Origin of the sequence: Actinomadura montaniterrae, assembly GCF_008923365.1 — a bacterium.
Lineage (GTDB): Bacteria > Actinomycetota > Actinomycetes > Streptosporangiales > Streptosporangiaceae > Spirillospora > Spirillospora montaniterrae.
Genome location: NZ_WBMR01000163.1, coordinates 1 through 21,095, shown reverse-complemented (window position 1 = coordinate 21,095; position 21,095 = coordinate 1). Strand labels below are relative to the sequence as shown.

Annotated in this window: 19 protein-coding genes and 2 pseudogenes; 18 read left to right on the top strand and 3 right to left on the bottom strand. The window is 72.4% G+C overall.

Annotated features, from left to right (window positions below; genetic code table 11):
* Positions 1–682 (bottom strand): annotated as a pseudogene (locus tag F9B16_RS36770) (hypothetical protein); the annotation flags it as partial.
* A gap of 100 nt (positions 683–782) precedes the next feature.
* Here F9B16_RS36770 and F9B16_RS36765 point away from each other — a divergent pair.
* Both F9B16_RS36765 and F9B16_RS36760 read left to right on the top strand, forming a co-directional pair.
* Positions 783–1,529, top strand: coding sequence for a response regulator transcription factor (locus F9B16_RS36765; RefSeq protein ID WP_192809171.1), 747 nt, complete (start codon positions 783–785; stop codon positions 1,527–1,529).
* Positions 1,526–2,641 carry a sensor histidine kinase gene (locus F9B16_RS36760; RefSeq protein ID WP_225992263.1) on the top strand — a complete coding sequence of 372 codons (1,116 nt, stop codon included), beginning with the start codon at positions 1,526–1,528 and terminating at the stop codon, positions 2,639–2,641. Before F9B16_RS36765 ends, F9B16_RS36760 begins: the two co-directional genes overlap by 4 nt.
* 63 nt (positions 2,642–2,704) lie before the next feature.
* On the opposite strand, the gene F9B16_RS36755 is transcribed toward F9B16_RS36760, so the two are convergent.
* Complete coding sequence (locus tag F9B16_RS36755; RefSeq protein WP_151544832.1) at positions 2,705–3,076, bottom strand: hypothetical protein; 372 nt, start codon at positions 3,074–3,076, stop codon at positions 2,705–2,707.
* A gap of 288 nt (positions 3,077–3,364) precedes the next feature.
* On the opposite strand from F9B16_RS36755, the gene F9B16_RS36750 reads away from it, so the two are divergent.
* The 3 genes and pseudogenes from F9B16_RS36750 to mptB form a co-directional block, all read left to right on the top strand.
* Positions 3,365–3,697 (top strand): STAS domain-containing protein, encoded by a 333-nt coding sequence (locus F9B16_RS36750; protein ID WP_192809170.1) that lies wholly within the window; start codon positions 3,365–3,367, stop codon positions 3,695–3,697.
* A gap of 72 nt (positions 3,698–3,769) precedes the next feature.
* A complete protein-coding gene (locus tag F9B16_RS36745; protein ID WP_151544830.1) occupies positions 3,770–4,516 on the top strand; it encodes a glycosyltransferase family 2 protein in 747 nt (248 codons plus the stop codon).
* Between the two features lie 110 nt (positions 4,517–4,626).
* A pseudogene (gene mptB, locus F9B16_RS53055) lies at positions 4,627–5,382 on the top strand (polyprenol phosphomannose-dependent alpha 1,6 mannosyltransferase MptB); the annotation flags it as partial.
* A 535-nt stretch (positions 5,383–5,917) separates the two neighbouring features.
* On the opposite strand, the gene F9B16_RS53050 reads toward mptB, so the two are convergent.
* Positions 5,918–8,209, bottom strand: coding sequence for a hypothetical protein (locus tag F9B16_RS53050; RefSeq protein WP_225992262.1), 2,292 nt, complete (start codon positions 8,207–8,209; stop codon positions 5,918–5,920).
* A 163-nt stretch (positions 8,210–8,372) separates the two neighbouring features.
* On the opposite strand from F9B16_RS53050, the gene F9B16_RS36730 reads away from it, so the two are divergent.
* From F9B16_RS36730 to F9B16_RS36665, 13 genes are all read left to right on the top strand, one after another.
* Complete coding sequence (locus F9B16_RS36730; protein ID WP_151544828.1) at positions 8,373–9,764, top strand: glycosyltransferase 87 family protein; 1,392 nt, start codon at positions 8,373–8,375, stop codon at positions 9,762–9,764.
* Complete coding sequence (locus F9B16_RS36725) at positions 9,764–10,222, top strand: DUF4446 family protein (protein WP_151544834.1); 459 nt, start codon at positions 9,764–9,766, stop codon at positions 10,220–10,222. The genes F9B16_RS36730 and F9B16_RS36725 overlap by 1 nt, the downstream gene beginning before the upstream one ends.
* A 206-nt stretch (positions 10,223–10,428) precedes the next feature.
* On the top strand, positions 10,429–11,367 hold the full coding sequence (gene pheA / locus F9B16_RS36720; protein ID WP_225992261.1) for a prephenate dehydratase: 939 nt from the start codon (positions 10,429–10,431) through the stop codon (positions 11,365–11,367).
* Between the two features lie 175 nt (positions 11,368–11,542).
* Positions 11,543–12,337, top strand: a complete 795-nt coding sequence (locus F9B16_RS51505; RefSeq protein ID WP_192809169.1) for a hypothetical protein — start codon at positions 11,543–11,545, stop codon at positions 12,335–12,337.
* Between the two features lie 10 nt (positions 12,338–12,347).
* The gene (locus F9B16_RS36710) at positions 12,348–12,671 is read left to right on the top strand and encodes a WXG100 family type VII secretion target (protein ID WP_151544826.1); all 324 of its coding nucleotides are present in this window, start codon (positions 12,348–12,350) and stop codon (positions 12,669–12,671) included.
* Positions 12,671–13,165, top strand: coding sequence for a WXG100-like domain-containing protein (locus F9B16_RS36705; RefSeq protein ID WP_151544825.1), 495 nt, complete (start codon positions 12,671–12,673; stop codon positions 13,163–13,165). The genes F9B16_RS36710 and F9B16_RS36705 overlap by 1 nt, the downstream gene beginning before the upstream one ends.
* The gene (locus F9B16_RS36700) at positions 13,158–13,808 is read left to right on the top strand and encodes an EndoU domain-containing protein (protein WP_151544824.1); all 651 of its coding nucleotides are present in this window, start codon (positions 13,158–13,160) and stop codon (positions 13,806–13,808) included. Before F9B16_RS36705 ends, F9B16_RS36700 begins: the two co-directional genes overlap by 8 nt.
* A 176-nt stretch (positions 13,809–13,984) precedes the next feature.
* The gene (locus F9B16_RS36695) at positions 13,985–14,248 is read left to right on the top strand and encodes a hypothetical protein (protein ID WP_151544823.1); all 264 of its coding nucleotides are present in this window, start codon (positions 13,985–13,987) and stop codon (positions 14,246–14,248) included.
* Between the two features lie 64 nt (positions 14,249–14,312).
* Positions 14,313–14,714, top strand: a complete 402-nt coding sequence (locus F9B16_RS36690; protein ID WP_151544822.1) for a hypothetical protein — start codon at positions 14,313–14,315, stop codon at positions 14,712–14,714.
* Positions 14,714–15,154, top strand: a complete 441-nt coding sequence (locus tag F9B16_RS36685; protein ID WP_151544821.1) for a hypothetical protein — start codon at positions 14,714–14,716, stop codon at positions 15,152–15,154. The genes F9B16_RS36690 and F9B16_RS36685 overlap by 1 nt, the downstream gene beginning before the upstream one ends.
* Positions 15,155–16,739: 1,585 nt before the next feature.
* Positions 16,740–18,512, top strand: coding sequence for a hypothetical protein (locus F9B16_RS36675; protein ID WP_192809168.1), 1,773 nt, complete (start codon positions 16,740–16,742; stop codon positions 18,510–18,512).
* Positions 18,513–18,541: 29 nt separating this feature from the next.
* Positions 18,542–20,113, top strand: a complete 1,572-nt coding sequence (locus tag F9B16_RS36670) for a hypothetical protein (protein WP_151544818.1) — start codon at positions 18,542–18,544, stop codon at positions 20,111–20,113.
* A 98-nt stretch (positions 20,114–20,211) separates the two neighbouring features.
* Entirely contained in the window at positions 20,212–21,045 is an 834-nt protein-coding gene (locus F9B16_RS36665) for a class I SAM-dependent methyltransferase (RefSeq protein ID WP_225992260.1), read from the top strand.
* Positions 21,046–21,095: the final 50 nt, after the last annotated feature.

Sequence of the window (21,095 nt, the reverse complement as noted above, 5' to 3'; positions counted from 1 at the left end):
GAGGTGCGAAGGACGGCTGGCCGGACGGCGCGGGAGGCTGCATCGGCGGCCCGGCGGGCGCGCCGTACGGCTGTCCGGGGGGCGCCATCGGCGGCTGCCCGGGATAGGCCATCCCCGGCTGCCCCGGCTGCCCCGGCTGCCCCGGCTGCCCCGGCTGCCCCGGCTGCCCCGGCTGGCCGTATGCGGCCGCCGGCTGCGGTCCCGTCCACGCGGGCGGCCGCTGACCGCCCGCGCCGAAGCCGCCGCTCGTCCCGACCCGCAGCGCGCCGATCCCGCCCGCGATGACCACGGCCAGCAGCTCGTAGGCGAAGTACTTGTTGAAGTGCGGCTTCATGATCGCGCTGACCATGCCGTCCGGCATGTGCTCCAGCCCGATCATCAGGGCCAGCAGGGCGCCGATGCGCTTGCCGACCTCGAACGCCACCAGCGCGGAGACCGCCGCGAGGATCGGCGGCAGCGGGCCGCGCGGCCGGCACAGCAGCAGCCCGAGCGCGGTCACGAGCCCGCAGATCGCGCAGTTGACCAGGTAGAACCCCGTCGAGGCGCGGAAGCTCAGCATCTCCGGGGACGGGTAGGACGCGAACGCGGCGAGCACGATGACGACCCCGGTGGCGACGGCGCCGCCGACCAGGACCATGGCGATCGCGCCGCCCGTGGACGTCGGGGGACGAGACTGGGACATTCGCCCATTAAAGCGGTCATCGTTCGCAGGCGCAGGCCGAACCCTTACGGAGTGGTGACGGACGGATCCGAACGCGTGCGCGCGCCCGTAGCGTGGACGGATGATGTCGCCGAAAGACCACGCCGGGCGGGTGCTGGTGGTCGACGACGATCCGACCGTCGCCGAGGTCGTCGCCCGCTACCTGGCCCGTGACGGCCACGACGTGGAGTGCGTCGCGGACGGCCCGGCCGCGCTGCGCCGCGCCCGCGAGAACTCCCCCGACCTGGTCGTCCTCGACCTGATGCTGCCGGGGATGGACGGCCTGGAGGTGTGCCGGCGGCTGCGCGCGACCTCCGCGGTCCCGATCGTCATGCTGACCGCGCTCGGCGCGGAGACCGACCGGCTCGTCGGGCTGGAGACCGGCGCGGACGACTACGTGACCAAGCCGTTCAGCCCGCGCGAGCTGGCGCTGCGCGTGCGGTCGGTGCTGCGGCGCGCGCGCGGCGCGTTCACCCCGTCCGTCCCTGCGGCCCCGCTGCGCGACGGGGATCTGATGGTCGACGTGGGCGCGCACGAGGCGGGGTTGCGCGGCGCGCCGCTCGCGCTGACGTCCCGCGAGTTCGATCTGCTGGCGTTCCTGATGCGCCATCCGCGCCGCGCGTTCTCGCGCGACGAGCTGCTGGAACGGGTGTGGGACTGGTCGTTCGGCGACTCCTCGACGGTCACCGTGCACGTCCGGCGGCTGCGCGAGAAGATCGAGGACGACCCGACCGCGCCGCGCCGGATCGTCACGGTGTGGGGCGTCGGCTACCGGTACGAGCCGGCCGAGGCCGGAGCCGAAGCGGGGGCCGCGGAGGCGGGCCGGTGATCCCGTTCCCCGACCTGCTGCTGGTCGTCTTCTACGCGGCGCTCGCCGCGCTGGTGGTCACGGCCGTCGCGCTCGGCGCGCTGCGGCTGCTGCGCGCCCGGTCGGTGGCGATCCAGCTCGGCGTCGTCGCCGCGGCGACCGTGCTGGCGACGGTCTCCGGCATCCTGGTGATCTCGTTCCTGATGCTGATCAACGACCATGACCGGTCGGTCGTGCTGACGGTCGTCGTGTCGGCGGGGCTGGTCGCGACGGCGGTGTCGGTGCTGCTCGGGCGGCGGCTGGTGGCCGCGAACCGGGTGCTGGTCGAGGCCGTCCGCGCGGACCGGTTCCGGGCGCCCGCCGCGCCGCTGCCCGCCGAGCTGGCCGAGCTGTCGCGGGAGCTGGAGGCGGCCTACGACCGGCTCGCCGAGGCGCACCGGCGCGAGCAGGCGCTGGAGGCGAGCCGCCGCGAGCTGGTCGCGTGGGTCAGCCACGACCTGCGCACCCCGCTCGCCGGGCTGCGCGCGATGGCGGAGGCGCTGGAGGACGGCGTCGTCGCCGACGGCGGCACCGTCCGCCGTTACCACGGCCGCATCCGCGTGGAGGTCGAGCGGCTCGCCGAGATGGTGGACGACCTGTTCGAGCTGTCCCGGATCCACGCGGGCGCGCTGCGGCTGTCGCGGCAGCGCGTCGGCCTCGCCGACCTGGTCGCCGAGGCAGTGGCGGGCGCGGAGGCGCTGGCCCGCGCCAAGGGCGTGCGGATCAGCGGGGACGTCCGCGCGGGGCTGCCCGTCCACGTGGACGCCGGCGAGCTCGGGCGGGCGCTGCGGAACCTGGTGGTGAACGCGATCCGGCACACCCCGAGCGACGGCGCCGTGGAGATCACCGGGGAGGTCAGCGGCGGCGAGGCCCGCGTCACGGTCGCGGACGCCTGCGGCGGCATCCCGGAGGCCGACCTGCCGCGCGTGTTCGACGTGGCGTTCCGCGGCGAGGCGGCCCGGACCCCGGGCGGCGGCGCCGGCCTCGGCCTCGCCATCGCGCGCGGCATCGTCGAGGCCCACGCGGGGGAGATCGGCGTCGCGAACGCCGGCCCCGGCTGCCGCTTCGAGGTCCGCCTCCCGCTCCCCGCCTGATCCAGCCGTCGAGTCGCGGCGTGCCGTTCTCATCGGCGTCTTATGAGCGCAACGCGCCGCGACTCAGCGGTCGAGGGATTCGTCGATCGCGCGGAAGGTGGGGCAAGGCCAGCGCCACATGCAGGCGCGGCAGCGGCGGATGGGGCTGTCGGGGTCGCTGGTGATCCCGCCGGCCTCCTGCGGCCGATGCAGGTCGAGGATCCGGACGCCCAGCTCGGCGAGCGCGATCACCTCGTCGCGGGCGCCGGCGAGGAACGCGAGGTCCTCGCGGGCCAGCCGGGTCTTGATCGGGACGAAGCCGTCCCGGTTCACCAGCCGGGACAGGTACTGCGTGGACGTGCGCCACGAGGTGGACTTCGCGGAGCGCGCGCGGATCGCGTCTAGACGCTCTCGTAGGCGCGCGTGCCTCGGGTCGGTCGTTCGGTCGGCCTTCACGTGCCGCGCACCCCCCAATGCCGCTGTTGCACGGGGCCAGCCTTCCCTACTCCGGACGTCCGCGAAGGGCGAACGGGGGAGTTCTCATAGACCGGGCCCAGCGCGCGCGGGACGTGCCCAGGAACCGGTTACCGGGCCCACCCGAGCACGAAACCATGACATCACGGTGCGTAGTACTCAAAGCGTACGGGCGGGGTGGGGTGGCGCCGCGCCACGGACACGCCCGCGCCACACGCGACTTGGCGAACTGTCTGGCTCATGGACGAGAGTCGAGATAGTGTGCCGGACGTGGAGCTAAATGTCTCGACCGCGTCTCAGGGAGGTCACGCCGTCGTCACAGCGACCGGCGAGCTGGACCTGTACACCGCGCCCAGGCTGCAGGCGGCCCTCGCGGGGCTGCTGCGCGGCCCCGTCGACCGGATCGTGGTCGACCTGGCCGGCGTCGAGTTCTGCGACTCGACGGGCATGAACGTGCTGCTCTCGGCCATGAAGCGGATCAAGGAGCAGGGCGGCTCGCTGGAGCTGGCCGCGCCGCGCCCGGCCGTGAAGCGGATCCTGCAGGTCACCGGGCTCGACACCGTGTTCACCGTGACCGACGACGCGGCGCCCGCCCTGGACTGATCGGCCGCCGGCCGTCCCGCCGTCGCCGGTTGTTCACGGCGGCATGCCCGCGCGCCGACTACGATCGCGGATATGCAGGAGGCGGATACGCAGGGTGTAGCGGTGGTCATCCCGGCCAAGGACGAGGCCGACCGCATCGCGGCCACCGTCAAGGCCGCGCAGGAGCTCCCCGGGGCCGATCTGATCGTGGTCGTCGACGACGGTTCGTCCGACCGCACCGGGCCGGTCGCGGCGCAGGCGGGCGCCCGGGTCGTGCGGCACGCCCGCAACCGGGGCAAGGGCGCCGCGATGGAGACCGGCGCGGAGGCCGTCCGGCTGCTCGACGAGGGCCGTGACGAGCCCCGCCACCTGCTGTTCCTGGACGCCGACCTGGCCGAGACGGCCGCTGAGGCGGCCCCGCTCGTCGCGCCGGTGCTGGCCGGCGACGCCGACATGACGATCGCCGCGTTCTCCTCGACGGTGAAGCTCGGCGGGCACGGGTTCGTCGTCCGGCTGTCCCGCGACGGGATCCGCCGCGCCACCGGCTGGGAGGCGACGCAGCCGCTGAACGGGCAGCGCTGCCTGACCCGCGCCGCGTTCGACGCCGCGCTGCCACTCGCCGCCGGGTTCGGCGTCGAGACCGGCCTCACCATCGACCTGCTGCGCAAGGGGTTCCGGGTGGCGGAGGTCGAGGTGCCGCTGGCGCACCGCGCGACCGGCACCGACTGGCGCGCGCAGCTGCATCGCGGCCGGCAGTTCCGCGACGTGGCCAGGGCGCTGGCCGTGCGGGAGCCGGCCGTCGCCGAGCGGCTCGCCCGCCTGCGCGGCCGCCGCAAGTGACCCGTCCCGGTCCCGCGCGGCCGGGGACCATCGGGCTGTGGGCCATCGGGGCCTCCCTCTGCTGCTTCCTCGCCACCGCGCTGCTCGGGCCGTCCGCCTTCCAGCCCGCGATGGACGCGCGGTTCGGGGAGCCGCCCTACTCGCTGGACGCGCACCCGTCGCCGTACCTGGTGCTCGCGCTCGTCGTGGCGGGCGTCGCGGCGGGCACGGCGGGCCTCGCGCTGTGCTTCCTCGCCGTCCGGCGGGGCTGGCGCGTCCGGGCGTTCCCGCTGGTCGCGGCGGGCCTGCTGGCGGCGGTCGCGTTCATGTTCATGCCGCCGGTCGGGTCGACCGACCATCTGAACTACGCCTCGTACGGGCGGATGGCGGCGACCGGGCACGACCCGTACGAGACGCGTGCGGTGGACCTGCCGAAGGACCCGGTGGCCGGGGCGCCCGAGGAGTGGCGGTCGACGCCGTCGGTGTACGGGCCGATCGCGACGGGGGAGCAGGCGGTCGCGTCGTGGATCGGCGGCGGCTCGGTGCGGCTGACGGTGTTCGTGCTGTCGGTGTTCAACGTCCTGGCGTTCGCGGCGACCGCGCTGATCCTCTACCGGACGTCCCGCGACGAGGACCGGCGGCTGCGGACCGCGCTGCTGTGGACGTGCAACCCGCTGCTGCTGTTCCACCTGATCTCGGGCGCGCACAACGACGTCCTGGCGATCGCGCCGATGGTGGCGGCGCTGACGGTGTTCGACACGTACGCGACCGGCGGACGGTGGCGGATGTGGGGGCGCGCGCTGGCGGCCGGGGTCCTGACGGGCGTCGGCGGGGCGATCAAGATGCCGGCGGCGCTCGCGGGCGGCGGCCCGGCGTGGGCGCTGCTGCGGGAGGGCTGGAAGGGCCGCCGGTGGCGGGCCCTCGGCGGGCTCGCCGCGCTTGCGGGGGGCGCCGCCGCGACGGCCGCGACCGCGTACGCGCTGGCCGGCCCGCACGCCCTCGACCAGGTGCGGGAGGCGAGCAACATGGTGTCGTTCGCCACCCCCTGGCATCTGCTCGACCGGATGCTCGGCCGCGGCTCGCAGCGCGACGTGATCAAGACGGGGTCGCTGATCCTCGGGATCGTGCTGTTCCTGCTGCTGGCGCGCGGCCTGCCGAAGGACGACCCGCTGGCGGAGCATCCGGGGCAGGTCGCCAACCGGCGGATGGCCACGGCGATCGTCATGGCGTGGCTGCTGGCCGCGCCCTACGTGCTCCCCTGGTACGACGGGTTCGGGTGGGCGCTGCTGGCGCTGCTCCCCCTGTCGCGCATCGACTGGATCCTGCTGGCGCACACCGCCGCGCTCAGCCTCGCCTACCTTCCCGCGCGCGCGCCACAGCGCATCGGGATGCCGCACGACCTGTCATGGCTGTTCACCGTCGTCAGGCCGACGGTGATTCCGTGGACGCTGCTCGCGGTGCTTGCGGCCTTGGCTGTTCAGTGCCTGCGTCCAGGTCGATCTCCAGCGAGCGCACCCCGGCCGCGAGCATCAGCGGGGTCGCCAGGCTGAACGCCACCGACAGGATCACCACGCCGGAGTCGTTCACCAGCGTCCCGATGATGCCGACGGCGAGCGCGCAGATCAGCGCCGGGCGCATCGTCCAGCTGTGCTGGTAAGCGCGGTGCAGCAGGGACACCGCCCGCCACCGGGTCGGCCGCGCCAGCACGAAGAACAGGAACACCAGCGCGGCGGCCAGCGCGAGCGTGAACGGCCAGTACCCGAGGCTGTTCAGCATCGCGTCGAACTTGCGGGTGACGACGTCCCAGGCGTTGCCGTCCATCAGGTCCCGCCAGAACCGGCCCATGTGGGTCGGGTTGGCGCTCCGCGAGTTCCACCAGGAGATCGCCAGCACGAGCGCGACGCCGGCCGCGCAGAACGCGCCTAGCTTCACCGGCGACACCCGCTTGCCGGTGATCATCATGCCGAGCATCGCGAACGCCGGGGTGATCGCGATGACGCCGCCGAAGTCGCTGCCCCAGGACGGCAGGCCGTCGACCGCGACGGTGAGCAGCCCGATCGCCGCGACGATCGCCACCGAGACGGCCTTCGCGCGGCGGGACGCCCCGGCGAGACCGCCCGGGTCCGGCGCGGCGCGGTGCCGGCGCAGCGGGAACTCGCACACCCACGCGGCCGTCAGGATCGCGGCCACCGCGAACAGGGAGAACGCCTGGTTGCCGAACCCGTAGAACCGGCCCGCGACCAGCGCCGTGTACCCCATCAGCGTGTTGAGCTGCAGCGACGAGCCCGTCATCACGTCCAGGGCGAGGACGACCGCGGTGCTCGCGGTGATCACCAGACCGGGCAGGAACGTGGACCGGCGCCACGGGCCGGCCAGCGCGACCCCCGTCATCAGGCCCGCGAAGCCGAGCACCGTGCAGATCAGCACCGGGGTCGGGTGCGCGGCCCGCCACCACGGCATCAGCCCGGCGAGGAACGACGCGCCGGGCGCCGCTCCCCCGAGCAGCGCGATCACCCGCGTGCCGCCGAGGATCCGGGACCGCGACCGCGGGTCGTTGCCGAGCCGCCGCAGCGCCAGCGCCGCGATCCCGTACAGGACGAGCTGCGTCGCGAACAGCACCCAGTAGAAGGAGGTCTGGACGGCGCGGATCGCCTGCGCGGCGACGTCCTCGTCCTCCAGCGACTCGACGCGCTTCGCGGTGGAGTCGCCGGAGCGCTCGCCCCGCCACGCCGACCCGACGGCCTGCTGCGGCTCCTTGAGCCCGAGCTGCTGCAGCGCCGTGGACGTCAGGTCGGTGAGGGTGACCAGGCCGTCCTGGCGGGTGGCGCCGGAGGTGAGGAAGCCGGGGCGGTAGCCCCCGCCCTTGGCGACGGCGACGCGCAGGTGCGGGTTGACGCCGGTGTCAGACAGGCCCGCCACCAGGATCGTCGTCCCGGCCGGGACCTGGCTCACCACCTGCGCGACGCGGCGGTCCGCGGCGGACGCGGCGGCGGCGCGCTTGCGGTCGGGCACGGGGACCTGGTCGCCGTGCGGGTCGACGCCCGCGTCGATGTACGCGCGGAACACCTCGTCGACGTCGACGGCGGCGAGCTGGCAGCGCGCCCAGTCGGCGGGCGTCGCCTTGTCGGTGGACGGGACGTAGCGGTCGACGCGGCCGCCGCCGTCTCCGGCGCCGAACACCGCGCCGGGGCCGACGGCGAGCGTGCAGCCGCCCGCGGCGTGCACGGCGTCGCCGAGCAGCCCGATCTGCGCGTGGTAGCCGGTGCCCGCGTTGTCGCTCTTGATCGCCGGCCAGCCGGGCGCGACGGCGCCGCCGGCGGGCGGCGGGCCCGTGGGGGAGGGCTGGCCGGGCAGGATCGGGGTCGGCGGCAGCGCGCAGTCGCCGTGCGCGAGCCGGGACCGCTGGCCCGCCGACAGCGTCAGCCAGCCGTCGGTGGGGCAGGTGTTGGTCCGGGTCGTGCGGACGCTGAGCCCGCCCGCGGAGCCGCCGCGGGTCAGCCCCCACAGCGCGGGGGTCGTGGTCGCGCTGACGTCGCTCCACATCAGGCCGGGGATCCCGATGATCACGACCCGCCCGTTGACCGCCGACGCCTGCGGAGCGGACGGAGGGGCGGCCGGCGCCGTCGCGGCGCTCGCCGCCGACGGGGCGAGCACGGCGGTCAGGAGCGCCACGGCGGCGACGAAAATCCCGATATTCGCCCCCCGCTGCGTCATGGCGCTCAGGTTACAAGAGCTTCACCATCGGCCGCCGGGCGTCCGGGCAGGGCCGGAGCGCGCGCGGACGGCGCGCGCGGCGGCCCGGCCGGGTGCATATCCTTCGGGCTGGGCCACCGATCGGGCCCGGCCCGGTGGGGTCCGATTACGCCAGGATGTGGGGATGCGAGCAGTCAGCGCGGCGCGCGAGGCGCCCGGGCGGCCCCGGCCCGCGCGCGCCCGGCGGTCGCCGCTGGACGTCCTGATCGCGCTGGCCGGCGTCGCCGTCGTGGTGGCGGCGGTCACACCGATCGCGTCCCGGTGGCTGTACAACCAGCCCGACCAGCGGCTCGTCGACCTGGAGGTCTACCGCGAGGGCGGGCTGGCGGTGCTGCGCGGCGCGCCCCTGTACGACTTCCTGACCCAGCCGCCGCAGCTGCTGCCGTTCACCTACCCGCCGTTCGCGGCGCTCCTCGCCGTCCCGTTCACGCTGATGTCGTGGCGGGCCGCGCAGTGGGCGTGGACGGTGCTGATCTACGCCGCGCTCGCGGTCGCCGTCTGGTACGCGTTCCGCGACCTGATCCGCCGCACCGGGCGGTGGGCGCCGCTCACCCTGGGCGCGCTGGTCGCGGCGGCGGCCTGGCTGGACCCGGTCCGCGACCAGATCAGGTTCGGGCAGGTCGGGGTGTTCCTGCTGGCGATGTGCCTGGCCGACTGCTGCACCCGCTCGCCGCGCTGGCCGCGCGGGCTGCTGGTCGGGCTGGCGCTGGCGATCAAGCTGGTGCCGGGCGTCTTCCTCGTCTACTTCCTGATCACCGGGCGCCGGGACGCGTTCGTGAACGCGCTGGCCACCGCGGTGGTGGCGACGCTCGGCGGGTTCGCGGTGCTGCCGCACGACTCGGCCGGGTACTGGTTCGGGGCGCTGCTGCAGGGCGGCGACCGCACCGGCGCCGTCGACGGGACGACGAACCAGGCGATCAACGGGATCGTCGCGCGGGTCCTCGACCAGGGCCCGGCGCGGACGGCGGCGTGGCTCGTCCTCGCGCTGGCGATGGCGTACGTCGGGTTCCGGCTGGCGCGGCGGGCCACCTACGCGGCGGACTCCCTGGTCGGAGGCCGTCCGGTACTCACCGGACGGGTCGGGACGGATCACTGCGCCGCGGCCGACCCGGCGTCGGGCCCGGGCGCTTATGCCCTGCTGCTCGCCGGGGTCGCGATCACCGGGCTGCTGTCCGTGCTTCTGTCCCCCGTCGGGTGGATTCACCATCTCGTCTGGATGATCCCGGTCATCGGGGCTTTGGTGGGTGACGGGCGAGACACGCGAAGATGTCTTTCCGGCCTGGCGTTCTGGATCTTCTTCCTGTTCCCGCTGCCCTGGTGGGGCGCCCACCTGTCACGGACCGGACACCCTCCGATCGCCCGTTTCTGGGGGAGTCTGGAGCGCGATTCGTTCGGCCTCGCGGCCATCGCCGCCATCATCCTGCTCGGAATCTGGCTGACGAACCGCGTCACCCGGCGGACGAGTCGCGAGGATCCTTCGCGACGGCAAGTCGGGATGGGTACGCTCGCCACGTGATGCTTGTCGCGGTGGCCGTCGCCGGCCTGGTCGCCGGTGTGGCCGGGCTCTCCATCGCGGTGGTGGCCCACAATCGGGTGAACCAGGTCGTCGAAGAGTGCGGGGAAATGCTGAGGCGCCAGCTCCAGGTGGCCTCCGGCGAGGTCGACGAACGCGCACTGCGCGACCTCGCCATCGTGCATTACGACGCGCTCAAGGAGATGTCGGGGCACCGGTCCTTCTCGCTCGCCGTCCTCAACGCCGTCGGTGACGGCGTCGTGGTCAGCTCGATCAACGGGCGCACCGAGACCAGGACCTACGCCAAGGCCGTCCAGGGAGGGCATCCGGTCGAGATGCTCTCCCCCGAGGAGAACCAGGTGCTGCGCGCCGCCCGCCTGGGCAAGGGGCCCATCGTGTCGATGGACGACCCGCTGCCCGACTTCGGCAACGGCGACCGCGCCCCCACCGCCCGCACCTGACCCCGCCCGGCAGGGCGCTCGGGCGGGGCGCTCGGGCGGCATCCCTGCGGGGGTGCTCGGGCGGCGTCTCGGCGGGGTGCTCGGGCGACGTCCCGGCGCGCTCCACACGGGACCCGGCGGGAGCTTTACGCGGCGGGAAGTACACTCGTCTCTCTCGGCACCGCAGAAGCAGGTGCCCCGCCGAACCGCGCCCTCGGGGGATCTTCGTGACCGCAGAAACCAGGCCAGAACGCTACGCCTACCTGGGTCCGCGGGGCACGTTCACCGAGGCCGCGCTCATGTCCCTGCCGGGCGCGGCCGAGGCCGAGCAGCTCCCGCTCGCCACCGTCCCCGCCGTCCTGGACGCGCTGCGCCGCGGCGAGGCCGACTCCGCCGTGGTCGCGCTGGAGAACTCCGTCGAGGGCTCCGTCCCCACCACGCTGGACGAGCTCGCCACCGGAGAGCCCCTCCACATCGTCGCCGAGGTCCACCTGCCGGTCTCGTTCGCGCTGCTGGTGCGGCCCGGCACCGCGCTCGCCGACATCAAGACCGTCGCGTCGCACCCGATCGCGCAGCCGCAGTGCCGCCGCTGGCTCGCTGGGAACGTCCCGGACGCCGAGTGGCGGGCCGCCACGTCCAACGCCGAGGCCGCCCAGCACGTCGCCGACGGCCACTACGACGCCGCGCTCGCCGGCTCGTTCGCCGCCGCCCGCTACGGCCTCGCCGTCCTCGCCGAGGACATCCACGACGTCGCCGACGCCGTCACCCGCTTCGTCCAGCTGCGCCGCCCCTGCGCGCCGCCGCCCGCCACCGGCACGGACCGCACCAGCGTCGTCGCGTTCATCGGCGAGGACCACCCGGGCGCGCTGCTGGAGATCCTCACCGAGTTCTCGGTGCGCGGCATCAACCTGTCGCTGATCCAGTCCCGGCCGACCGGCGCCGGCCTCGGCTCGTACCTGTTCTGGATGGACCTCGAAGGGCACGTGGACGACGCGCGCGTCGGCGAGGCGCTGATGGGGCTGCGCCGCATCTGCGCGGACGTCCGGTTCGTCGGCTCGTACCCGCGCGCCGACCAGGTCCGTCCCGAGATCCGCCGCGGCACCCACGACAACGACTTCACCGAGGCCGCGGCCTGGCTCAGCACGATCCGCACCGGCCACGCCTGACCCGGCCGCCGCCTTTCCGGAAAGTCCGTAATTCCCGTATCGGGAAAGCCGTTCAATTCTCGATTCTCTGGGCCCGTTCGCTGACCAGGCGAAATGTCATTGTCCTTTCCTTAAAGCCGTTTTGACTGCTAGGGTCGTCGCCCGTTGATCTTGTTTCCGGGGGCACGGGGACGACATGGACGAGCAGATCAGCCGCGCACGCCGGCGGCTGGCCGAGCTGCGCGCGGCGCCGCCCGCGCCGGAACCGGACGCGCGGCCGGCCGAGCCGGCGGTCGCGGTCTCCGAGGACGAGCGCATCCGCGTCACCGCCGCCGGCCACCGGCTGACCGGCGTCGACCTCGATCCCCGACTGCTGCGGGTCGACGCCGACGACCTCGCCGCCGACCTCACCGCCGTGATCAACCAGGCGCTCGACCGGGCGCGCCCGTCCCCGCCGGACCCGCAGGACCCGCAGGACGTCCCGCCCGTCGACCTGACCGCGATCCGCGCCAAGCTCGACGCCGTCCTGACCGAAGGCCAGGCAAGCATGCGGCAGATGACCGGCGCGATCGGCGACGCCGTCGCCCAGATCAACGAGCGCGCCGTGATGCGCGGCGGCTTCGAGCCCCCCGACTTCGACGACCTGTTCGCCCGCACCCGCGCCGCGCTCGCCGCCGCCGGCACCGCGGGCGGCGCGGCCGAGGGCGAGGCGTGGGCGGTGGACGACCGGCTGTACGCGAAGGCGTCGTCGTCCGGCCGCGTCGTCCGGCTCGTCTGGGAGTACGGGCTGAGCGCCGCCGACATCGCCGACGGTTCCCGCGCCGCCGTCAACGGCGCCCTCGCCCGCGCCGAGACCGAAGCGCGCAGGTCCGCGGCCCCGTCCGCGGAGTTCACCGAGAACGTCCGCGCCGCCCAGGACGCCGGCCTGCGGGAACTCGGCCGGTACGTCACGTCCCTGCAGTCCCTGATGAGCGACATCCAGCCGAGGTGAAGGAGCCCGCATGGCGCCGGAACTGAAGGTCGACCACGAGCAGATGCTGAAGAGCGGACGCGACATCGGCGACGCCGCGACCGGCCTCCGCTCCCACTGGCAGCAGTTCCAGGGCGAGCTGTCCTCCTACGGGGAGCCCTGGGGCAGCGACGACATCGGCTCGATCATCGGCGGCTGCTACCAGGCCGTCCTCGAGGTCTTCCAGGACTGCCTGGACGACAACATCGAGGGCGTCGCGGAGCACGGCGAGGGCGTCCAGGCGATGGCCGCCGGCTACCGCGAGGCCGAGGACACCTCCGCCGTCGAGGTCAACCGCGTCAACGACTTCCTCTGATGGGCCTGCAACTCCCCGGTGAGCTGCGCTCGCTGCTGTCGATGCTCGGCTACAGCTGGCCCGAGGCGGACGAGACCAAGCTCATGGAGATGGGCGGCGCCTGGCTCCGCTTCGCCGGCACGCTCGGCGGCCCCGTCGCCGACGCCCACGGCCACGCCCAGCAGGTCTGGACGACCCACGAGGCCGACGGCGTCCAGGCGTTCCGCGACTCCTGGACGCAGGGCGACGCCCCGCACGCCAACCTCGAGGACGCCCGCACCGCCGCCCAGATCATCGGCGCGGGCCTGTTGGTCTGCGGCGGCATCGTGCTCGGCCTGAAGATCAACACGATCGTCCAGCTGGCGCTGCTGGCCGCCGAGATCGCCCAGGCCATCGCCACCGCCCCGGAGACCTTCGGCGCCTCCCTCGCCGAGATCCCCATCTTCAAGGAGATCACCGGCGCCATCATCGACCAGCTCATCAACCTCGCCCTGGACGCGATCCTCAATGGCTGACGGCATGGCGCGACGGATCGAGCTCCGACCACGCGAATGCGCCCCGATCCCCCGCGGCGGGTGTCCGCGCAGTGGCGGCCGGCCCGCAGGACGGCCGCGGGTCACCGCGATCACTCTGGCCGTCCTGGTCCTGATCTTCACCGCGTTTCCCTTACGGCGGGGCGGTACGGCGAAAGCCGGCCTCGGCATTTTCGAGGATGCGGTGCGATGGATGCGTAAAAGGGTGCAGCGGAGCCGCGGTCACCATCACGTCTTTCTGGGCGAAGTCAGGAAGGTCGATGGCGCCTGGCGCCCAAGCGGCTACCACCATCGATTCATGGGCGTCGACCAAAAGGGACGCCGGGTGGTGGACATCGATGGCACCGGACCCGCGGGCACCTACCGCGGTAGGGTGGAGATGCAGGGCCCGGACGGGCAGTGGTACCGCAAGACGGCACGGAGTTCGTTCTTTCCGGATAACTGGACGCCGCGTAAAGTCGGCGAGGCGATCGATGAGGCGTTCGCCAACTCCAGTCCCGTCACGGCGAGCTGGCGGAACGGAAGGTACACGCGCTGGCGCGGGACGGGACACGGGATAACGATCGAAGGATCGTACAAGAAGAGCACGCCGAACAAATGGGACTCCGGCTGGCCTGTGATCTGACGTTGACGGGCCTTGGGTGATGGGACGGGAATCGTATGCGGGGCAGGGTCGAGTTCTTCCGGGACCGTCTGGGGGCCCCGGACGGCCGGCCGTCGGACGAATCGTATTCCTCCATCGCGTCGCTCCTGGTGAGCGACGTGGGGAACTCGACACGGTGGTGCCTGGATCTCCTTTGCATGCTCGAGGACGTCCGGAGCGGGCGTTCCGGCGAGGACGAGTGGCTCGGGAATTCCTGGGCCGGCCGGATCACGCGCGGCGGATTCGAGTTGACGGATCTGTTCGACGACGAATGGACGGCCCGCTATTCCCTGGACGAGGCGCATGGCGTGACCATCGACTATTTCGCGTTCCTGGTCCCCGACGGTGCGGCCGTTCGGTCGGAGATCGCCCGATGGGAGTCCGCCGCGGGGCGCGAACATCCTTGCCGGGACCACCTGTGACGGCGGGAGACTCCCGATTCCGAGCGGTGTGAAGGCTGCTCTTCGGCCTGGGGAGGGCGCATCGGTGATCACGTTCGTGGACGGTCCGCATAGTGCTCCGGAATACGCCTTCACCGACGAGTCCGAGACGGCGCTCGGGGCGTTCCTGGTCGGCGACGTCCAGACGGGCGGCGACTGGCTGCTCGACATGCTGGCCTGGACCGAGGACGTGCGCGCCGGCCGCAGCCTGGAAGAGGGCTGGTCGGGCAACGCCTGGGTCGCCGAGGTGCGGCCGGACGGCCTGCACCTCTTCGACACCCTCTCCGACGACTGGGAGGGCCACTACGCGCTGGCCGACGCCATCGAGGTGATGCTGCGCTACTGGTCCTTCCTCGCCGACCACTCCAGCGCAGGCTGGAAGCACCGCGAACTCACCAAATGGGAACAGAAACACTCCCGCCCCCACCCCCTCCACCCCACCCTCTGATGATTACCTTCTCGCTGGACGAGCACTACCGGTTGCCACTGTTCGAGGTCGAGGACGAGCGGCACCGGCCCCTCGCAGCGTGGATCACCACCGACATCTCGATCTACAAGAGGACCTGCCTGGACGCGCTGGCGGTGGTCGCCGACCTCGTCGCCGGACGGCCGCCCTTCGAGGAGTGGAGCAGCGAGAACTACGAGGTCGAGTTCGGGAGCCGGGGGCTGCGCTTCCAGAACCTCTGGGTCCCTGACGAGCGCGGCGCGTACACGTTGCCCGAGGTGAAGGAGGCCGTGAAGGAGTACTGGAGGTTCCTCGCTTCCATCCCGGACGACCCGGACCTCATCCGCGAGTACCGCCCGGACCTCCCGGAGAGGCAGGCCGCCCTGCTGAGGTGGGAGGAGACATGGAAGCGCCGCCACCCGTACCGCGGCACCCTCTTCTGAATGCGTGATCGGGTGGTGGCGGGAGGTTCGGAGACCTAAATGTGATCATCGGGCTTTCCGGACGCGCCAACCGGTTGTGGATCTTGAGCGTCTCCTGATCGTTTCCTGAACGTCAGCGGAGAGGCCCTTCCTTGCGCCGTACGCCGTCCCTCCTGGCCGCCACCGCCCTCGCGGCCTCGGCCCTCCTCGTCCCCGCCACCGCCCACGCGGACGTGACGGATGCCAAGCTCACCGTCGCCTTCGACCGTCTGGCCGAGGACCGCGTCGCCAAGATCTCTTTGAGCGTGAAGTCGGCCAGCGGGGTGACGGGCGTGCAGGCGCATGCGCGTTACGAATCGTCCACCGCCGATCCCTACGCCACGGTGGATCTGAGCCGGACGGGGGGAACGGACGGCGACGGCGTCTGGGAGGGTGAGATCCGGCCGGACATCACCGCCCGAGCCGGAACGACCGTCGTCGACACGGTGATCACGACCGCGGACGGGGCGACCACGGTCAGGCGGGCCTGGATCGACGACTGCTACGTCACGTCGATCGAGGGGCTCGCCGCCGCGCCGGCGGTCGTGGACGTCGAGCATCCGGACGTGACGCTGACCGGGCGGCTCATGGTGCAGAAGAGCCACGACCGGGCTCCGGAGCCGGTCCAGGGCATGACGGTCAACGCGAATTCCGCGCAGACGGCGACAGGGCCGGACGGCTCCTTCGTCCTGCGAACGCAGGGAGGCGGCCATGTCTACGCGTACGCGCAGGGGCCGTACTGCGCACTCAGCGAGGACTCGCCGGTCACCGTCCAGCAGCAGGCGACCGAGATCAGCGCGCGGGTGACGCCCGGGTGGACGGTCGCGCCGGGCACGCAGGTGTCGGTGGACGGGAAGGTCGTCCGGCACGGCTCGGCGGGTCTCGCGCCCGCGGCGGGTGTCACCGTCGGCCTCGACCTGGCGAGCGGGCTGGCGGACTGGTCCCCCCTGCAGGTGAAGACGGACGCGGACGGGACCTTCCACGCCTACCTCACGGCCGCGCGGGACGCCGGGCTGTCCGGCACAGTGGCGGTGGAGGCGCGGGGCGGGGAGTTCCTCGCCGGGAGCAAGGCGTCACTGGGAACGCTCAACATCCGCAACACGTCCACGATCGACGACTTCGTCCTACGTGGGGCGCCCGTCGCCTACGGCGAGGCGATCGTGGCCGACGGGACGCTGGTGGTCCGGCCGAACTACACGGACGAGACGGATCTGCCGATGTACCTGGAGTACTCCCGGGACGGCAAGACCGGCTGGACGATCTGGGCACGGCAGACGCTGCCGCGCCCGAAGACCTTCTACTTCAACACCACCAAGCCCGTGACGCAGGACGGGTACTGGCGTTTCCGCTACCCGGGCGGGCCGCGCAACACGGCCGCGGTCAGCCCGGTCAAGTACGTCGACGTGAAGTACCGGACGTACATCTACAACTTCAACGCCTCCCCTGAGCCGGTGAAGAAGGGGAAGACCATCACGGTCAAGGGCCTGCTGGACCGCTTCATGGACAAGGCGGTCCCCGGACCGAACGCGCCGGTCTCGATCTACTTCAAGCCGTCGGGTTCGTCGAAGTGGACGCAGGTGGCGGTCGTGAAGACGGCGTCCAACGGCTGGTTCAGCAAGAACTTCACGGCGGCGAAGGACGGGACGTGGATGGCCTCTTACAACGGCAGCGCGACCTACTTCGCGTCCAACAAGCCCAGCGACTACGTGGACGTCCGATGAGCCGCCGCGGAAAGGCCGTCAAGGCGTCCCTCGCGGCCGCCGCGCTCGGCGCGGCGATGCTCCTGGCTCCGACCGCCGCCCATGCCGAGATCCATGACGCCCAACTGACGTCGGCCTTCGATCGGTTGTCGCACGATCGGGTGGCGGTCTTCACGCTCAAGGCGAAGTCGTCGGACGGGATCGTCGACGTCCAGGGCACCGTGCGGAATCCGGCCGATGCCGCGCCGTATGCGGCGCTCTCGTTCACGCTCGTCGACGGCACGAACAAGGACGGCACCTGGCAGGCGACGCTCCAGACGGACATCGAGCACCATCCGGGCGCGAACATCGCCCAGGCGACGCTCCGGTCCGCCGATGGCTCCACGTTGACCCCGGCCGCCGCGTTCGTCGACTGCTATCTGACGTCCGTCACCGACGTCGAGTACGCGCCGAAGACCATCGACATCGAGCACCCGGACGTGACCTACCAGGGGCGCGTCATGGTGCAGAAGTACCGCGACGAACCGCTCGAACCCGCTGAGGGTGCGACGGTGAAGGCGGGGAACGGCAGTGCTCGTACTGGAGCGGATGGAGGGTTCGCCTTCACCGCCACGGATCCGTCGATGTCGGTGGTGGTCGCACGGCAAGGGGCCTTGTGCGGCAACTCGGCGTCGGCCCCGCTGACGGTCGTGAAACAGGCGACCGTGACGACGGCGCAGGTCGTGTCGGTGCGTCCTACGGCCGAGGGGGCCGATATCACCGTCCACGGCACGGTCATGCGGCGCGGCTCCGCCGGGCTCGTGCCCGTCAGCGGCCTTTCGCTCACGGTCGACTACCAGCAGGACACTGCGGGCGCGGCCGCCGCGCCGGCGGCGAGCGGCGACTGGTGGCCGACGACGAGGGCCGACGGAACGTTCGACGCCTCGTTCTCGGTGACCCGCTCGGGCCGGTTGGCGATCGAGACGCCCGGGACGTTCTACCTGACCGGCGGGTCCGTCGATCTCGGGACGGTGGACCTGTCCAGGTCCGCGCGGATCTCGGGCCTCACCTACGCGCCGCGGCAGCTCGCGTACCGCGGCTCGTTGGAGGTGACCGGAAACCTCGTCGGCGACTGGGGTGCGATCGCCGGCGCGCCGGTGTCCCTCGAGTTCTCCACCGATGGCAAGACGTGGACGCGTGCCGCGTCCAGCACGACGACGGCGTCCGGCGGCTTCGTCTTCTTCGCCGCCGATGATCGCACGAAGAAGGACGGGTATTGGCGGGTCCGGTACGCGGGCGACGCGCTGTACAAGCCGCTCGTCACCGCACCCACCTTCATTGACGTCCGGTACGGGACGTCCATTGCTGGGTTCAACGCTTCTCCTGAGCCGGTGAAGAAGGGGAAGAGCCTCACGGTCAAGGGGCAGTTGTTCCGGTTCATGGATAAGAAGCTGGCGGGGCCGAACGCGCCGGTGTCGATTTACTTCCAGGCCAAAGGCTCGTCGAAGTGGTCGCAGGTGGCCGTGGTGAAGACGGCGTCCAGCGGGTGGTTCAGCAAGACGTTCAAGGCGTCCAAGGACGGCACGTGGATGGCCTCCTACAACGGCAGCGCGAACTACCTCGCCTCCAACAAGCCCACTGACTACGTGGACGTGAAGTGAATCTCCATGGAAAAGCCGTCAAGGTGTCCTTGGCGGCCATCGCTCTCGCGGCGTCCGCGCTCGTTCCGTCCGCCGCGCACGCGGACGCGACCGACCTCACGGCGACCACCACCTTCGACCCGCTGGATCCCGCCCGGGTCGCCACGTTCGAGGTCGCGGCGAAGTCGGTGAGCGGCGTCACCGACGTCCACGCGAACGTGCGGTACGGCTCCAGCACGGCCGAGCCCTATGCCACGATCCCGTTCACGCGGACGGCGGGAACGGACAACGACGGCGTCTGGCATGCCGAGTTCCATCCCGACATCCAGGCCCGCCCCGGGGCGGACTACGTCGAGGTGCTGGTCACCACGGCGGACGGGGCCACGAAGAAGCGGACCACCGGGTTCTGGGACTGCTATACGACGACGATCCAGGGCTTCACCAGCGCGCCTGCCGTCATCGACGCCGACCACCCCGGCGTGACGCTGCGCGGCCGGGTCATGCTCCAGAAGAGCCGCGACGTCGAGCCGGAGCCGGCGCCCGGCGCGAGGGTCGTCGGTGCGGGGCCCGACGTGACGACGGGCTCGGACGGCTCGTTCGTCCAGCAGGCCACCGGTGAGGCGGATCCGCGGAGCGAGGTGCCCCGGCAGGGGGCGCTCTGCCCGGTGACCGTGAAGGCGGACACGACCGTCCGCAAGCAGGCGACGGTGACCACCGGGCAGATCGTTTCGATCAACCCCTACGCCGACCGCGCCGACGTCGTCGTCCGGGGAAAGGTGGTCCGCCAGGGTGCCGCCGGGCCCGTTCCCGTGCCCGGCCAGACGGTGTCGGCGGCCCTCGACGCCGGGACGCCGAGCGCCGCCTTCCTGACCAGTGGCGCGACGGCCGCCGACGGAACGTTCGAGCTGCGGTTCACGGCGCTGCGCTCCGGCGCGCTGAGCGTCGGGACGAGTGACACGGCCTTCCTGACCGGCGGGTCCGCCGACCTCGGGAGGCTGGACGTCCGGCGCACGACCCGGTTCGACGATCTCCGGATCACGCCTCAGGTCGTCGGTTACGACGCTCTGCTGTACGCCTACGGCTACCTGCGCGACTACTCCAGTGTCAGCCTCGCGGACAGGCCGGTGCTGCTGGAGTTCTCGACCGACAAGAAGACGTGGCGGCAGGCGTCCACGGCCAGGACGGGGGACAACGGGGCGATCTACCTCTCCGACGCGTCCTTGAAGAAGGACGGATACTGGCGGGTCCGTTTCGCCGGCGGCCCGAACTACGCGCCGGTCGTCAGCGCTCCCCAGTACGTCGACGTTCGTTACCGGACCTGGATCTACAGCTTCAACGCTTCTCCTGAGCCGGTGAAGAAGGGGAAGACCCTCACGGTCAAGGGGCAGTTGTTCCGGTACATGGACAAGGAGCTGCCGGGGCCGAACGCGCCGGTGTCGATCTACTTCCAGGCCAAGGGGTCGTCGAAGTGGACGCAGATGGCGACGGTGAAGACGGCGTCCAACGGCTGGTTCAGCAAGACGTTCAAGGCCACCCAGGACGGCACCTGGATGGCCTCCTACAACGGCAGCGCCGCCTACCTCGCCTCCAACAAGCCCACCGACTTCGTCGACGTGCAATGAGAGGCGCGTGACGAGATCGAGGCGGGCTCGCCCCTCGGGCGCAGAGCGGGTGCCGGGCCCGCCGGTTACGGGGGCGTAGGTTGGCGTACGCTGCCGTCGTGGCTGACTTCGATCTTTACGAGCGCGAGCTGTGGGCCGGGCGGGCCCCCGCGTACGAGCGGGGATTCGCCCGGATGACCCGGTACATGGTCGGGCCCCTGCTGGACGCGGCGGGCGTCGCGGCGGGGACCCGCGTGCTCGAGGTCGGGACGGGCCCGGGCTTTGTGGCGGCGGAGGCGGTGCGGCGCGGCGCGGAGGTGTCCGCCCTGGACGCCGACCCCGAGATGGCGGAGACGGCGCGGCGGAACGTGCCGGGGCTGGACGTGCGGGTGGCGGTGCTGCCCGAGGTGCCGTTCCCGGACGGGACGTTCGACGCGGTCGTCGGCAACTTCGTCATCAACCACGTCGGCGCGCCGGACGCGGCGCTGACCGAGCTGCGGCGGGTGCTGCGGCCGGAGGGGCGGCTCGCGCTGAGCTGCTGGGTGATGCCGGGCGTCGGCGCGCTCGCGGTGGTCCGGGACGCCATGGACGCGGCGGGGGTGCCGTGGCCGGACGACATCCCGCCGTCGCCGTTCATGGAGTACGGCGAGGCGATGGCGTTCCGGCGGCTGGTGGCGGAGGCGGGCTTCGCGGACGTGGCGGTCGAGGAGGTGACCTGGGAGCACGTCGTCGACCCGGAGGAGTGGTGGGAGACGGGCGCGCTGTCCCGGGTCGGCAGCAACGGCGTGGCGGTGAGCCGGCAGGACGTGGCGACGGTCGCGCGGATCAAGGCGGAGTACGACCGGCTCGTCGCCGGGTACGCCGTGCCGGACGGCGCGGACGGCGCGGACGGCGCGTCCGGCGGGCTGGTGGCGCTGCCCGCGCACGCACTGTTGGCGAGCGCCCGCCACTGACCGGCGCGCGGCGCGTGCGGCACTGACCGGCGCGCGGCCCGCGGCACTGA

Excerpts from the sequence above, each read along its gene's own strand:
- F9B16_RS36765 (WP_192809171.1), top strand. The coding sequence starts at position 783 with ATGATGTCGCCGAAAGACCACGCCGGGCGGGTGCTGGTGGTCGACGAC.
- F9B16_RS36745 (WP_151544830.1), top strand. The coding sequence starts at position 3,770 with ATGCAGGAGGCGGATACGCAGGGTGTAGCGGTGGTCATCCCGGCCAAG.
- F9B16_RS53050 (WP_225992262.1), bottom strand. The coding sequence starts at position 8,209 with ATGACGCAGCGGGGGGCGAATATCGGGATTTTCGTCGCCGCCGTGGCG.
- F9B16_RS36730 (WP_151544828.1), top strand. The coding sequence starts at position 8,373 with ATGCGAGCAGTCAGCGCGGCGCGCGAGGCGCCCGGGCGGCCCCGGCCC.
- F9B16_RS36725 (WP_151544834.1), top strand. The coding sequence starts at position 9,764 with ATGCTTGTCGCGGTGGCCGTCGCCGGCCTGGTCGCCGGTGTGGCCGGG.
- F9B16_RS51505 (WP_192809169.1), top strand. The coding sequence starts at position 11,543 with ATGGACGAGCAGATCAGCCGCGCACGCCGGCGGCTGGCCGAGCTGCGC.
- F9B16_RS36710 (WP_151544826.1), top strand. The coding sequence starts at position 12,348 with ATGGCGCCGGAACTGAAGGTCGACCACGAGCAGATGCTGAAGAGCGGA.
- F9B16_RS36705 (WP_151544825.1), top strand. The coding sequence starts at position 12,671 with ATGGGCCTGCAACTCCCCGGTGAGCTGCGCTCGCTGCTGTCGATGCTC.
- F9B16_RS36700 (WP_151544824.1), top strand. The coding sequence starts at position 13,158 with ATGGCTGACGGCATGGCGCGACGGATCGAGCTCCGACCACGCGAATGC.
- F9B16_RS36695 (WP_151544823.1), top strand. The coding sequence starts at position 13,985 with ATGCTCGAGGACGTCCGGAGCGGGCGTTCCGGCGAGGACGAGTGGCTC.
- F9B16_RS36685 (WP_151544821.1), top strand. The coding sequence starts at position 14,714 with ATGATTACCTTCTCGCTGGACGAGCACTACCGGTTGCCACTGTTCGAG.